The sequence below is a fragment of the Serratia sp. SCBI genome (assembly GCF_000747565.1).
Taxonomy (GTDB): Bacteria; Pseudomonadota; Gammaproteobacteria; order Enterobacterales; family Enterobacteriaceae; genus Serratia; species Serratia ureilytica.
Genome location: NZ_CP003424.1, coordinates 2,991,017 through 3,004,260 on the forward strand (window position 1 = coordinate 2,991,017; position 13,244 = coordinate 3,004,260).

21 protein-coding genes are annotated in these 13,244 nt (G+C 51.3%); all 21 read right to left on the reverse strand.

The window, feature by feature from the left end; genetic code table 11:
- Positions 1-4: 4 nt before the first annotated feature.
- Positions 5-487, reverse strand: coding sequence for a packaged DNA stabilization gp4 family protein (locus tag SERRSCBI_RS13955; protein WP_004940081.1), 483 nt, complete (start codon positions 485-487; stop codon positions 5-7).
- Positions 462-647, reverse strand: coding sequence for a hypothetical protein (locus SERRSCBI_RS13960; protein WP_004940084.1), 186 nt, complete (start codon positions 645-647; stop codon positions 462-464). Before SERRSCBI_RS13960 ends, SERRSCBI_RS13955 begins: the two co-directional genes overlap by 26 nt.
- A gap of 39 nt (positions 648-686) precedes the next feature.
- Positions 687-1,961, reverse strand: coding sequence for a P22 phage major capsid protein family protein (locus tag SERRSCBI_RS13965; protein WP_042784820.1), 1,275 nt, complete (start codon positions 1,959-1,961; stop codon positions 687-689).
- Positions 1,962-1,972: 11 nt separating this feature from the next.
- Positions 1,973-2,860: a phage capsid scaffolding protein gene (locus tag SERRSCBI_RS13970; protein ID WP_042784821.1), complete on the reverse strand. Its 888-nt coding sequence runs from the start codon at positions 2,858-2,860 to the stop codon at positions 1,973-1,975.
- 13 nt (positions 2,861-2,873) lie between these two features.
- Positions 2,874-5,000: a portal protein gene (locus SERRSCBI_RS13975; RefSeq protein ID WP_042784823.1), complete on the reverse strand. Its 2,127-nt coding sequence runs from the start codon at positions 4,998-5,000 to the stop codon at positions 2,874-2,876.
- Positions 5,001-5,002: 2 nt separating this feature from the next.
- Positions 5,003-6,463, reverse strand: coding sequence for a terminase large subunit domain-containing protein (locus tag SERRSCBI_RS13980; protein WP_042784824.1), 1,461 nt, complete (start codon positions 6,461-6,463; stop codon positions 5,003-5,005).
- Positions 6,414-6,935 carry a hypothetical protein gene (locus tag SERRSCBI_RS13985; RefSeq protein ID WP_042784825.1) on the reverse strand — a complete coding sequence of 174 codons (522 nt, stop codon included), beginning with the start codon at positions 6,933-6,935 and terminating at the stop codon, positions 6,414-6,416. Before SERRSCBI_RS13985 ends, SERRSCBI_RS13980 begins: the two co-directional genes overlap by 50 nt.
- 8 nt (positions 6,936-6,943) lie before the next feature.
- Positions 6,944-7,276 carry a hypothetical protein gene (locus SERRSCBI_RS13990; RefSeq protein ID WP_042784826.1) on the reverse strand — a complete coding sequence of 111 codons (333 nt, stop codon included), beginning with the start codon at positions 7,274-7,276 and terminating at the stop codon, positions 6,944-6,946.
- Entirely contained in the window at positions 7,276-7,425 is a 150-nt protein-coding gene (locus SERRSCBI_RS24935; protein ID WP_198036322.1) for a hypothetical protein, read from the reverse strand. Before SERRSCBI_RS24935 ends, SERRSCBI_RS13990 begins: the two co-directional genes overlap by 1 nt.
- Positions 7,403-7,963, reverse strand: coding sequence for a hypothetical protein (locus tag SERRSCBI_RS24175; protein WP_071883555.1), 561 nt, complete (start codon positions 7,961-7,963; stop codon positions 7,403-7,405). The genes SERRSCBI_RS24935 and SERRSCBI_RS24175 overlap by 23 nt, the downstream gene beginning before the upstream one ends.
- A 1-nt stretch (position 7,964) precedes the next feature.
- Positions 7,965-8,342 (reverse strand): DUF2560 family protein, encoded by a 378-nt coding sequence (locus SERRSCBI_RS25365; protein WP_369795870.1) that lies wholly within the window; start codon positions 8,340-8,342, stop codon positions 7,965-7,967.
- Positions 8,343-8,394: 52 nt separating this feature from the next.
- Positions 8,395-8,841, reverse strand: coding sequence for a lysis protein (locus SERRSCBI_RS24550; RefSeq protein ID WP_042784827.1), 447 nt, complete (start codon positions 8,839-8,841; stop codon positions 8,395-8,397).
- On the reverse strand, positions 8,838-9,272 hold the full coding sequence (locus SERRSCBI_RS14010) for a lysozyme (RefSeq protein ID WP_042784828.1): 435 nt from the start codon (positions 9,270-9,272) through the stop codon (positions 8,838-8,840). Before SERRSCBI_RS14010 ends, SERRSCBI_RS24550 begins: the two co-directional genes overlap by 4 nt.
- Positions 9,256-9,588 carry a phage holin, lambda family gene (locus SERRSCBI_RS14015; RefSeq protein ID WP_042784830.1) on the reverse strand — a complete coding sequence of 111 codons (333 nt, stop codon included), beginning with the start codon at positions 9,586-9,588 and terminating at the stop codon, positions 9,256-9,258. The genes SERRSCBI_RS14010 and SERRSCBI_RS14015 overlap by 17 nt, the downstream gene beginning before the upstream one ends.
- A gap of 786 nt (positions 9,589-10,374) precedes the next feature.
- A complete protein-coding gene (locus SERRSCBI_RS14025) occupies positions 10,375-10,866 on the reverse strand; it encodes an antiterminator Q family protein (RefSeq protein WP_042784833.1) in 492 nt (163 codons plus the stop codon).
- 187 nt (positions 10,867-11,053) lie between these two features.
- Positions 11,054-11,635: a recombination protein NinG gene (locus SERRSCBI_RS14030; protein WP_042784834.1), complete on the reverse strand. Its 582-nt coding sequence runs from the start codon at positions 11,633-11,635 to the stop codon at positions 11,054-11,056.
- Positions 11,628-11,807, reverse strand: coding sequence for a hypothetical protein (locus SERRSCBI_RS14035; RefSeq protein WP_042784835.1), 180 nt, complete (start codon positions 11,805-11,807; stop codon positions 11,628-11,630). Before SERRSCBI_RS14035 ends, SERRSCBI_RS14030 begins: the two co-directional genes overlap by 8 nt.
- A gap of 172 nt (positions 11,808-11,979) precedes the next feature.
- Positions 11,980-12,312 carry a DUF2591 family protein gene (locus tag SERRSCBI_RS14045; protein WP_042784838.1) on the reverse strand — a complete coding sequence of 111 codons (333 nt, stop codon included), beginning with the start codon at positions 12,310-12,312 and terminating at the stop codon, positions 11,980-11,982.
- Positions 12,309-12,533 carry a hypothetical protein gene (locus SERRSCBI_RS14050; RefSeq protein ID WP_042784839.1) on the reverse strand — a complete coding sequence of 75 codons (225 nt, stop codon included), beginning with the start codon at positions 12,531-12,533 and terminating at the stop codon, positions 12,309-12,311. The genes SERRSCBI_RS14045 and SERRSCBI_RS14050 overlap by 4 nt, the downstream gene beginning before the upstream one ends.
- On the reverse strand, positions 12,530-12,700 hold the full coding sequence (locus tag SERRSCBI_RS24760) for a NinE family protein (protein ID WP_156965105.1): 171 nt from the start codon (positions 12,698-12,700) through the stop codon (positions 12,530-12,532). The genes SERRSCBI_RS14050 and SERRSCBI_RS24760 overlap by 4 nt, the downstream gene beginning before the upstream one ends.
- Positions 12,697-13,134 (reverse strand): recombination protein NinB, encoded by a 438-nt coding sequence (locus SERRSCBI_RS14055; protein ID WP_042784840.1) that lies wholly within the window; start codon positions 13,132-13,134, stop codon positions 12,697-12,699. Before SERRSCBI_RS14055 ends, SERRSCBI_RS24760 begins: the two co-directional genes overlap by 4 nt.
- Positions 13,135-13,244: the final 110 nt, after the last annotated feature.

Below are 13,244 nucleotides of genomic sequence, written 5' to 3' on the forward strand. Positions count from 1 at the left end.
TCACCTACTGATTTGGAATATCGCCGTCAATCGGGGGAAGATCGCCTGGGTAATATCTGTCGATGGTAAACACGTCGTATTTGTTGCCTTGCCCAAGCGGGAAATCTCCGCGTCGGCGCATTGACGGGACAACGAGCGTATCAGTCAGCAGCGCGTCATATGAACGCTGAGCATTAGTTAGAACTTGAGGCGATGGCTCAACGCCATAATCAGACAGCATACGGAGGATTAGCTGATAGCCAACTGCATGCTTATATTTGCGCGGCAGTCCAGAGTCATCGTCTGGTAACGGCTCCTCGCCATCCGCCGCGAACAAATAACCGACGTTACCAGGATTAATCATCCATTCAGCCATCATGTCTTCGAGATCATGAATGGCATCCTCGACAGATTGAGGCTCTACATCAGTTAGAGTTGCGTTTGAAGCTACTGCGGGTTTTCTGAGAGCGAATAAGACGATCTCACCCTTTGTCAGAGTCGTTGCCATTGTCAGCCGCCTTGCGCCCACGTTTAACAACCGGCTTGATGTCGTCAACGGAAGCCACAAAGCCGAGCTTTTCGTAAATTGGGAAGTCTTTCTCTGCGATTACAGCCTGAACATGGCCAGCCTCGTTATCGGCAGCCATAAAGATGCTCATGCGATCCATTTCGCCTCCAAAAAATAAAGGGGCCGAAGCCCCTCTTGATTACGGATTGCCGAAGAACTGGCCGCCCATGTGTGGGTTGAAGCATACGTAGGCTGGCAGCAGGTCGAAACGCATTTTCTGCACGTTTGCATCGCCGTCCGAGTATTTGTGCACGCGGATAGAGAAGCCTTCGTAAGTAGCGACTGCAGAGTCGATGCTGTTCAGTTTTGGCAGAGGAATGGTACCCAGGCCGCAGAAGAACTTGTTGTAGAACAGGTTCGGCTTCATGGTCTGGCTTGCAGTACCGATTACAGTCACCGCGTCACCCGCTGCAACCTGACGGCTTACTGCGTTGTACTGTGAGTTAGTGGTGTCGTAAATCGGAACGCCGGACAGCGTAACCGTAACCGCGCCGCCTGCAGTGGAGTTAGCATCGGACAGAACGGTTGCAGTGAAACTGATAGGTGCAGAGCCGTTATACAGGACTTGCTTGCTCTGCTGCTGCAGCCAGTAGGTGTTGGTGAACTTAATCTGGTCGCCAGCTTTCAGGAAGCCGGTTACAGATGCAGTTGCGCCAGTCAGCGTTACCTGGAACTGGTAGGTGTCTTTCACCGCGTTATAGGTCACGGTCGGAGCGGTTTGCACTGTCAGCGTGCCACCGAATGCACCTTGCGTGCGGGATGCCAGGCCATTAGACATCAGCGCGCGAATGCCGCCGAAGTTAGTGGAGATCTGCGCGTTTTCCCAGGCAGTACGAACCAGTTGGTCGGCAGCGTGCAGACCAGATTGCGCGTCGGCCAGGCGCTGAGCAGACCACGGATCCATTACCGCATAGTTCTCGCCCTCAACCACGCCCAAATCCTTCAGGAAGGATGCGGTTTGAGCTACGTCAGACCATTTGTTGATCGGCGTGTTGGGGCTACCCAGAGCCAGTGCGCCGTTGTTCATCATGAACTTGGCCAGCTCAGTCTCCAGGTCAGTTACGATGCGCTGGCGAACCGGAGCCAGGATTTCTTCCAGCTGATTCAGCTTGATCGCCTCTTCCAGTTGCTGATACTCAACGGCAACGGTGATGTAGTTGCCGACGCGACCAGTTGCTTTGCCGGAGATCAGGTTATTCTTCGATTGACCGGAAATGTCACCGGTAGGAGTGCGAAGAGATGAGAACTGATGAGGACGTTTGAAGCTTACGCTATCGCCGGTATTGGAGTTGATTTCTCCAGCCAACAATTGACGGTCTACGGTTTTTGCCAATACCAGGTCGGACATGAAACCAGGCAGGAATTTTTTCAGGACGATTTGACTGACGTTACTGTTTAAATCATTGGTAGCCATTTAGCTGTTCCTTATTCGATTTTAGCGCCGGGGCAGAGTTTGTTGAAATCATCTTGTTTCGCATCAGCGCCGCCACCACGAACCTCCGGCTCTGGCTTGATGGCTTTCTTAGGCTTCGGTGCCAACTTAACTTGCTGGCTAATCTGGCCTAAGAGGAATGCTGCGCGAATTGGGTCTGTCTCAGCGGCTACTCGCTGGCGTAGTTGTTGGTTCTTGCCCAGTGCATAAGCAACGAGCTCAGAACCTTCGTCGGCGGCATGAATCAGGATTTCCTGTTGGATAACCGGAATCTCCTGGCGAACGATGTCTTCCATCTCGCGATAATCTTTCACCGGAAGCTTTGCTGCTCGCTCCTGATGCTTCGTAAGGCGCTCTGTTAGTCGTTGCTGTAATTCCTGCTGCTGACGTTGCTGCTGTTGTTTAACCTGCTCAGCACGGCCTTTCTTCTCATGCCAATCAGTCATCGCCTGCTCAAACGCTGCTTCGTCGTACTCGCACGACTCAAGGGTCGGCTTTGGAGGAATAACGTCTGATTGTGGTTGCTGCGCCTCTGCTGGCTTGGATTGAATCTGCTCAAGCTGGCGGCGTAGCTCCCGATTTTCTTTCTGTGTTTCTTTGAAGCCCTTGCGAAGCTCTTTCACCCATTGAGGAGCCGGTTGCCCATCAATGTGATCGTCTTCTTCAGGGTTGAGGCTAATTTCCTCATCACCGATTTGCAGTGAGTAATCCTCTGGCTGCTCTTCGGGCTGTTCACTTTCGGCCTTTTTCTCTTTCTGCTCAGGTTCTTCCTGTGATTTCTCATCAGGATTTTCCTTTGCTTCAGTGACTACTTCTTCGGCTTCTTCCTGTTTTTCAGACAGGTCAATAACCTGACCGTCGATGATCAGTTCGCTTTCCATTGATTACTCCTGGTTAACTCGGCATTGAGTCTGCCGGTGACTGTGGTGATGTGGGGATTTGTTCTTGCTGGGATTTAAGGAGGTCGTTCAGGAGCTGAATTGCATCCATAACCCCTTTCTTGTTGATGTTCTGTGCCTGGGAAAGCTTGTAGACAACGTTAGCCTGACTTTCCTGAGCATCCTGCTGAGCTGTGAACGCCTTAATGACGGTTTCACGTGTCGCGTTATCAGCCTTCTTGTTCTCGGCCTCAGCTGCAACCATTTGAGCCTGAGCCAGAACCATTTCAGGGTTAGGTTGGCTCTGAGCTGCCATCTGCGCCTGCTGGACGATCTGCTGCTCTTCCTGATTTCGCGGCTTAGCAACCCCAGAGGTCAGAAGCTGCTTGCGGTTGAACTCTTTGAAGTCTTCCAGTCCTTCGCCGTCCAGGTTATCCATGATGATTCCTTGGATGGCTGGTCGAAGCGGATCGGTTGGCAACATGGAGTTGAGGACGTTGGTCAGCACAGACACCGTAGCATCGCGTCTTGCCGTATAGCTTGGGCCAACATCAACAGTGACGTCATAGCGGCCAGTTGATAGGTCGTTCAGCGCAACTACTCGGCCGGTCTGCCGGTCAACAACCTGCGCATTCATCAACGCGATGTCGTCAGTTCCGTCTTCGTTAACCACGCGAACTTCACGCTCTGAGCCGTAAACCTCTCGAGCCATAGACAGCCATACTTCACCGGCGCGCTTCAGGCTCTTAGCCATGTTGTCCAGGTAGATGAACGATGCCATGTCGGCGCGGTTCATCAGGTTGTTAACGGTTTCCTGAGCTACGTTGCTCGGCATCTGCTGCATTGCCTGACTGCCGCCGGTCACTTCCTGGATGTCAGCGCTGGTCTGCTGCAATAGCGCTGCCAATGCCTGGTTCATCACTGCTGGCTGCGTATATCCTGCTGGCGTAGCCCCTGCGATGATGTTCCCTGCCTTATCCTTTACCTCGCGCAGAGGAAGGAACGCTGGCCGCTTCTTGTTGCGCGCTTCCCAGTGTTTTTCGAGCCCTCTGATTTGCTCCATGCCGACGATAGGAATCTGCCCTGGGTCTTGAGCTGCGGTGTCGGCCAACATCGAAACCTGAAGATTGTAGAGTCGTTGTGGGTCCATCGCTTTGGCAATGTGACCTTCGACGCGCTCAATATCGTCGATAAACCAACGCTTGCCATATACCGGAATAAGCGGGATATGCTCACCAGGAATGCGGCGAGGCTTCTCAAGGAAGTTCTGTCCATCAACCACTGACACATAGACGCGACGTCGCTTCACGGAACGGCGCGCAACCTCTACGAATCCAGCCTCAGCTAGCTCATCCTCGATATCTTCGATTTGGTCGCTATCGTAGGTGGCGATTTCTCCAGTCAGCGGCTGCTGGTAGCTAATGACATCAACCGATTCCTTGCGCACCTCGTAATACTTGGCGATGTAAACCACTTCTGGCTGAAACCAGTCATAGTTCCATAGCGACGCCGTAGAAATATCGAGGGATGCAGGCGGGGTCTTGCCATATTCCGCCTCGTACTTCTCAGGCGAAAGCGAGTACATGCAGAACGCCCAAAGCGCATCTGACTTGTCGTACTTCTTCGCATCAGGGTCAAACCAAACTGAGCGAGATGGGTCGTATATCGGCTCAATAGCAATGCGCTGGCGATCGTCCATCGGGTCGTATTCATTGACCAGCATCGATGTCAGGCGGAAGCAGCCAAAACCACCGGTAGCTGCATCATCAAATGCGTTGTCACACGCCTCACCGCCATCGGTCTCTTCATAATCTGCTCGAAATAGGCCATTCAACTTGTTGGCCAGCTCTTCGCTTGCCTCGCGATCGCCAGGGCGAAACTTCACCGTGATGCGGTTGTTCCGATACTCGGCAATGATGCGGTTAAGCTCAGTGGCCACTTTGTTGATTTCGAACTTCGGATATTTCTCAAACTGGTCGTCAAGCTTGGTTCCCGCTGCTGTTGCTCCTTCCCATTGACCGCCAGGGACACGAGCGAATCGCGTAGCTTCGATGCACTTTTCGCGCACGTCTTGCTGCGGCGTATAGGCGCGGTCAAACCTGAGCATGACGCGCTCATGTTTTTTCTCTAATGTCTCTGCCATGTTTACCAACCGGAGGATGAGGGAACGTAGACATCCTCTTCAACTGGAGGATTCTTTATGTCTGCATAACGAATTGCATAGCGACGCATCATGTAGGCGTAACGGACAGCATCAAGGATGTCGTCGCGCACCTTCACAATCTTTCCTTTCTCGTCGCGGTGATAGAAGTTGTACTCTTCGAAGAAGTCACGGAGGCCAGAGAATACCCTGAATTTACCTCTGCGCATTAGGTCGTATAGCTCGAATAAGCCAGGCTCTACAGATCTGCTGCCATCTTCCCACTGCGCGTGCTCAGGCAGCATCTGGAATCCAGCTTCTTCATAATATGACTTCTGCTGAAGGCCAGAACCCTTCTCCGTCTGAAGCCCATCTGGAGGCCATGCGGTTGGCACGTTATCAGCCCAAGACTTCACTGCGCTGAACGCCTCTGCTGGAGAAACCTGACGCGCCTTGTATGCCCGGGTGAGGTAGAATGATTCGTTCTCAATATCCCATGCCAACTGGACATGCGCCTGCGGGTGATCCCAACCAAAGTCCATGCCATTGATGACAAGCCAGTGATCTGGGATAGGGAAAGGGTCGCACTTTACAAAATCTTCGCCGAGGTCATAGATTCGCCCATGCCCAAGCATTGGGATACCCTTGGTGCGCATATCCCTTTGATGCGGCGGGTACGACTCAAGCAGGTCTTTCTTCACTTTCTCGCTTAAGTGCGGCGCATCATCCCAGCCAACGTTCATGCAGTGCTGGCCAGATGACGGGTTATCCATGAAGGCAATAACCAAATCAGTACGTCCATTCTCCGGCGTAAACGTCAGAATTCCACGCCCGCCATTACCTTTGTCGCCGGTAGCAGTACGAGTAAGCACCTGCGGATAGATCGTCGCGTCTTTTGGCTCTTCGTCGATATGGAACCAGTCAACGGCATCGCCCATCAGAGCATGCTGGCCTTGTGAGTACGACCAGAACTGAATTTTTGATAGCTGCCCAGACTTGTGCCGTATGTATGCAGAACGAACGGCATTAGGCGTACCCTGCATCGGCTCTGTATCGACAATCAGCTCGCCGGGGATCAAGCCACCATCCCATCCGCTATCAGTACGTCGCCCTAGGATAGGCGTTTGCAGCAGGTCTCGGCATTTTTCACCCGAGTAACCAAGGCACCATATCAGCGGGGCATGATCGAATTTGTGCCCATCCCACCCTTCAGGGTAATCACCCATTGCGTGGATAGCATCAATACCAGTGCCGGTATCGGTCTTGCCAGTACGGTTAGCGGCGATCAGCGCAACCTGGGTGAACTTAGATGTTGCGGCAATGAATTTCTTTTGCCACGGATAACGCGACTTGTAGAAGCGTTTGTAGCGATAAACGTTCTCGCGGCGCTGTTTTTCTTCGATTAACTGGATTAGCTCAATCTTCTGGCTCTTCGTCATTCCGTTCAGCAGAGGCAGCTTGTCCATTCATTAGCTCCCTTATTCGCTTATCAATATCATCGTCTGAACGGTCAGCCATTGTGATCGTCTGGTCATGCTGGATTCTTTCACCGTATTTCTTTGGCATGATCTTCGACAGATACCATTTGCGCGTATCTATGCGCAGCCTTGAACGCTGCACATGCTCGCCATTAAGTTGGTATCCGATCGCGTTGCCTTCCTTATCGAGCTTTTCCATCCAGTCGTTACTGCCATCATCAGCAATATCGAACAGCTCTTCGGCAATAGCCTCTGCGCCTTCCTCCTTCGCTCGCACGTATTGGGCGCGAAACTCAGGGATTCGGCTAATCCATCTCAGCACGGTTTGCTTGCATGGCATCCCATCATCACGACAGACGGAGCGAAGCGATTCGCCCTCCGCCAGTCTTAGGCAGATGCTTTCCGCTAACTCTTCTGTGTAATCTGATGGGCGACCGCCTTTGTTTATTTCATCGCCCATAAATCACCTTATGGCTTGGTGAATGCCTGGGCGTACTCAACCATACGGCCAGGGGTTAACTGGATAACGCTCATGTCACCCAATGGCAGGAAGCCAGCGGTGATCTTCGCGTTGCACTTAATGGTAAATTCAGCACGGTCAGAGCTAACTACGATGTCGTAGTCAGTTGCTGTGGTGCCACCGGCGGCGACAACCTGGAAATACTCTGTCTTGGTAGGAGTGGCATGAACGCCAACCAAACCGCCTTGAGGGAAGCGTGATGCTGCAATATGCGACTTCACCACTGGAATCAGGTTTGCTACCGAACCGGCGGTCGCTGTCTGCATGGATGTGATTGCCATTACTTAGCCCCTTTCTTTGGTTTCTTCTTGCCTTTACCGGCCTTGCTCATAGCAATGGCGATAGCCTGGTCTTGTGGCTTGCCTGCTTTAACTTCGGTAGCGATATTCGCGCTGATGACCTTTTTGCTACGACCTTTGCGCATTGGCATATTCGCTTATCCTTTTTATGTGGTTCAGGAAAACATCTAAAGCGAGGTTATTTTTCATCATATTGCAGATGCCGCAGCATGTGACAATATTCCCAACTTCGTATCCTTTTGAGCTGTCTACTCTGTCAATTCCACAGTATTTGAAGCCGGTTTTTGCCTTACCGTTATAGGTTTGTGGATTTATACTTCCGCAATATGTACAAGCACCAACCGCAGTTTCGTAGAACTGATCTTTCCCAATCTTAAATTCTATTCCTCTGTTTTTTGCTCCATGCCTATAAGAGATAAAAAGACTATTCTTTGCCGCCTCTCCGTCAGGCATGCGCCTAGATTCGATTCGTCTTTTTTCTCCAATATGGCCACACGAAATCGTTGTCCCTGCAGTCAGATTTGCTGTTGAGACAATCTTTTCCACTCCGCATGAGCATACGACTGACCACATAGCTCTTTTCTGGCCTGAAGGCTGAGTATGTGAGTGACTAAATCCAATGACAGTTAGCTCTCCATACTTTTTGCCGACCAAATCAAGCCTTTTCATGTCATGTTCCGGTAAAAAGTCCGAGCGCTTCTTCCGCCATCTTGATGGCCTTGTCTACTCGACCGACGACGCCTGGCTCTGTTTGCACGCGCGTATAGGCATCTTTGAAAAGCTCGTACTTGAGCTTGTTTCCGCCGATGAAGGTAATTGCCTTCTCACCTGCAGCGGTGTCGCTCTGAACCAGTTTGAACACTTCGAGGTTCATTGCCTGCTCTTCGGTCATTTCTGTAATTGCCATGATTGGCTCCAGTTGTTGGTTAAAGCCATTATCGAAGCCCCTCAATGAAGAGCTTCTGTAATCGCGTTGCCCCTCAGATATTCGCAGCATCAGCCACACCTCGCGGAGTTGCCTCGCCACTTCCGTCTTTCTGGCTGCCAAGACGTGATCACCTCCTGCTAGGTAACACAGTCTTATTCCTTGTCGGGGGAATTCATTTCGCTAAGCAAACCTGATTGATGTAATCCTGCAATCCGGCGATCTGCTTGTTGGCTATTTCGATTCGCTCTCTGAGGGTGAAATAATCCCGTTGAGCGGAGTCAGTAAGTCTGGGGCTGGCTGCATCATCCATGCCGGAGGGCTTGGAGGGTTGGCACGAGGCGGAGACGCGCAGCTTGCGAGCACCATTGGCAACATCACGCTGCAAATCAGTAATCTTGCTTTTCGCATCTTCAAGTTCCTGCGTTCTCTGCAGATCGATATCTGCTACTGCTTTCTGTGTTTTGTTCTGCCACTCCAGCTGGCTAGATAGCTGCTGCTTTTCTTTCTGCAGTGCTTCTTTGTCATGTCGCAGCGCTTGGTTGCTAATGGCGAAGTAAGTCAGGAGCCCAAGCACTAATGCGACGATTGCAGCTTGCCAGTGTTTCAGTGGCCAAGTCATGACAGAAACAGCGCACGTTCCCGCTGCCTGCGAGGAAGAAGAATATCCGGGTCGTTTCCTGCTCGTTTCCATGCCAAGAACTGATCTGCAGCGCCAGCATAATCGCCAGCCTTGAGTTTTCTGAGCAGTGTTGAACCGTTGAATGCTGCTGCGCCGATGTTGAACACCAGACTGCAAAGAGCATCGTATTGATTCTGGTTCAGCGTGACATTCGCCGAATTGATAGCTCGCTCAGTCCACTGCAGGTCAAAGCGCAGCAGGTCGGATGATTTCTCTTTCGAGATGGTCATGCCCATTGCAACAGGCTTGCCATCAACCAACCCAGCATGACCGACGCCAATCGTGGGGATCCCACGAGTATCTTTGTAAGCTGAGAGCTTTTCACCCTCTTGGCGCTTCAAGAAGTCGATACCGTTATTGCTGATTTTCATCACTAGCACCTACTCGCTTGCTGATAGCGCTGATGGCAATATTGCGGAGCTTTTCAACACCGATGAAGCCAACCATGCCACCAATGAAAGGAGACATGCTTACCGGCAATCCGAACACGTCCAGAGCACTGGAGATGCAAAGAGAAAGGGCGCCACATAGGACACCCTCAATCCAGCGATTCTTTCGCTCTACACCATCGTAAATTAATCGGCCATAGCAAATTAACCCAGCCATCATTGAGCCAAGAATTTGCGGCCATGCGTTTTTAAGGCCGTTCAGAACGTCGACCCAGAATCCTGCATCGCGTTCATTCATTTGACGATCCTGCATACTCTAGCCCCTACACTCTCCCCGCCGAGCGAGTCAACGAATGCACGGTCGTTATCACAGAGAACGCGGAGAGCGCCAATTTGAGCGCCCCATGCATCCTTCTTCCACAGCTCAACGGTGGAGATAACTTCATCATCGGTCTTTGCGCTTGCGAGGCCATATGAAACGACAGATCGCGGGTACGCGTAGGCCGCCGAGTTAATCCTCGAATTAACCTCTGCAGCGAGATAAGAAAGGAGAATTAAGCCCAGCAACCAAGGAGACGAACTCACGAAACCAGCCCGGACGAGCTCAGGTAATTTGAGCATGGTGGGTTCCTTACATTGCTATGCTGTAGTCAAAGGTTCAGCCCGCAGCCGTAGACGATCAGCTACTAAGAGGATGCCATGGAGTGTGTCGCTGTTGGCTGGGTCTGAAATACAAAAAGCCCCGCACTAAGGCGAGGCTAAAATGTTGTGTGGTGGCCGGTGCTGATCTCCGGCTTTTCTCGCTTTGTGTCTCACGATGGATTTACGCCCCGGAAGCGTATCGAGAATTGGGGATTCACAGGAATCAACTGCACCCATAAACCATTGCGCATCAGCCTGCGCATTCACCACAACGGAAAGAGCACTGAGAGGGTTACGCTGCCTCGAACGCATCTACGCTGCCTGTTCCATCAATGCTCTTACCTGTTGCGATCAAAAAAAGCCGCCGCAGCAACTTAAGAGTCACTAACGGCAGCTTATGTCACTATTATGGGTAAATAGGTAAAGCAAAGTCAAGCATTATCTATGCAACATGCTTAATTTTCTCTACACGTTTGCGATTGTTGAACGCATTTACCATCGGAGCGTAGAGCATATACAAGCTCGCCTTGAGGATTTCAGCCACTTCTTTCCTGCATGTTTCCTCTGACGGCTTGCGCCACCCTTCCCCTAATCGACCTCGGTTAATCTTGCGGGGCTTTGCAGTCGCGTGATAGTAAGATGCAATGGCTCGCTTTGATGAACCATGAGCGTAGTAGCTGAGCAGGATGCCAAAGGCTTTCTTGTCGATAAACATTACGGAATCTACGACCTGAGAAATCAACATTCCATCATCGTCATTGCACATCGGCCTGCTTGGATTCTTGCTTGGCTCTACGCTTTCCATGAACTTGGCGATCATGTTGCTCATGCGTCGCTCGAGTCGGCCGGAGTAAACCCATGCGCCCCACAGCTCAAGCCATCCGTTTACCCACTGGTGCTGATCATCATCCAACTCAAATTTGCTGATGTTCATGATATGCCCTCCGTCTTAACCGTTCCGTGACGGTCTTGTTTTGTGGTGAACAACGTATGCATGCCTCGCCGGTCGATTACCCTAACGACCATGTTTCCACTCGGACGTTGAACCACTCCATGACATCTGCCGGTGAGCGCGCGGAGAAATCTCGCTTCTTCGATTGCTGCAGGTATGCTTGTGAACATCAGGCTGCCTCCTGGAGTTTTTTCAGCCCCCGCAATTTCGCTCTGTAACGCGCTCTAATCGTGTCTAGCTCTTCGCGGGTGTATCGGTGTGGGTTATTGTCGTTTTCAAGCGCCATGACTCGCTCGGCGCCGATTTTCGTGATGAGATTGATTCGGTATTGAGTGATTGCACCGGAGTGATGGACATTGCAGGATGCGCACTGCAGATGGCAGTTATCTTCGTTGAACCTGAGCTGACCGGCCGCCGCTGTCGTTCTGAAGTGACCAGCGTGATATTCCGTTGCCGTTGTACTGCCGCAGCTAATGCAGCCACTTCCCTCATCCCTGGCTCGTATGTAGTCGTTGAAGGCTCGCTGTGTCATTGCTATCCAATGACTCAACGGCTTCGCGTCAGCCTTGCGCTTGTTCCACTCACGGCGTGCAGATGCCTCAGATTGCTTTTGCTTGCGCTCTGATTGCTGCTTTGCGTGTTGGATTGCACAGGATGGACTACAGACGATTTGAAAGGTATTGCGAGGGGTAAACTTGGTTTTGCATTGTCGGCAGGTCTTAGGCTTCGGCGGCTTGATGCCTTTAGCCATCATCATCCTCCGCGTTTCCGATAACCTCATCAGCCTGACGGTCTATCTCGTCGTTGCACTGTTGGCAGATGTAGCATTCATCCTCTGCCAGCGCCGACAAGCAACTGCAGCAGATATCTGTGCCGTACTTCTTCGGCACTTTCATAATTTCCGGGATGGTTATGGAATTCATCGCACGCACCTCATCAGCAGAAACAGAACGGCATTACCCGGCCATGCGAGGCTGAGTAGCAACATCTTTGTGGTTGATAGGGTTGGCTCGTATTTGCAGAAGAACTCGAAGCTGCGGCCAGCGATGAAGCAGTAAGCGCAGGCGGCTATGATTGCTACCGTGATGAGGATTATCATTTTTCGGCATCCTTCATCATGAGGAAGACAATCGCGACGGCTCGCAGCGGGTTTCTGTGCGTAGCGCTCGCTCCCGATTCATGGCTCGCTTGCCATACCGTTTTTCCTGACGGTGACAGGCCGATTTTGTGTTTCTTCATGACATGGAATAGCTCTTCCGAGCGCCGAAGCGGGAAGAATCCAGTGGTCTGTACTGTGTTAAACCAATTCCACGAAAGCTGTGCGCCAGTCTTGTCGATTGGATTGATGACTGCGCTGTATTTTGGCTTTAGGTAATAAGCCAGTCTTACGCTTATTTCTCCGTCACTCATCTTGCTGTAATCAGTCATTTTGCCACCTGCCATTTTTCTTTTGTGGTGTATTGAATCAGACCTTTCTTGCGCAGAGACTGTAACCTTCCATCGATGATGCGGAATGCCTTCCGTCCGCTCAACTCATGCAATCTTTGAGCTTCGTCATAAACACCTCCCCCATCAATTTGCGAAAACGTTCGTGATCCGGTTTTAATTTTTTCAACAATCATGCTATCGAGCTTGCTGTAATCAATCATGGCTTTCTCCTGGCGCGACGACGCAGCCACATGCTATCGGCTAAGGTCGCGGTATAATTGAATGTCTGGGTTAACTCGGGTTTGGTGTGGGGCTTTCTGGTCTTGCGGTGGTCAGTCTTGAATATCAGGTTATCCATTATGATTTGCGTTGGACTTCGCTTTGTCATGCGGCTCTGTCTCCATATCGATTAGCCCACTCGATAGCGAGCCGGGATTCATCGCTGAACTTGACGCCATGCTCAGCACCAAACGCGTTGATTAACTCGATGAGGTCGCGCATTTCGCCGACTGTCATCTTGCTTGTTGATTGCCCTAGAACGACGAATCCGCCGTCTATGCCAGGAACCGTTTCTTGCTTCTTCAGCGCAGCAGTGAAAACACACTTCCAGCTTTCAGAGCCCATCTTTCTGCCATACCAAATGACCTGCTCGGAGATGTCGCGCAGGGTTGCCCAGAGCTTTGCATTCTGGTCTAGGCTTCTGGTTGGCTCTTGGATGGTTACTGCGAGGGGTTTATCTGGATTTAGTGGGAGGCTGTCGATGAAGTTTTTCAGGTTCTGGAGTATCTGTGGGCTTATTAGGTAGAAGACCTGTTTAGCCATTATCTCCCCCGATTCTCTTTGTATAGTGAATCGCAAATCAACTTGTACTCGCGGTCGAAGAAATTAAAGTTCTGATTGTACTTGCTGCCTAATGCACTAATTTTTGTCGT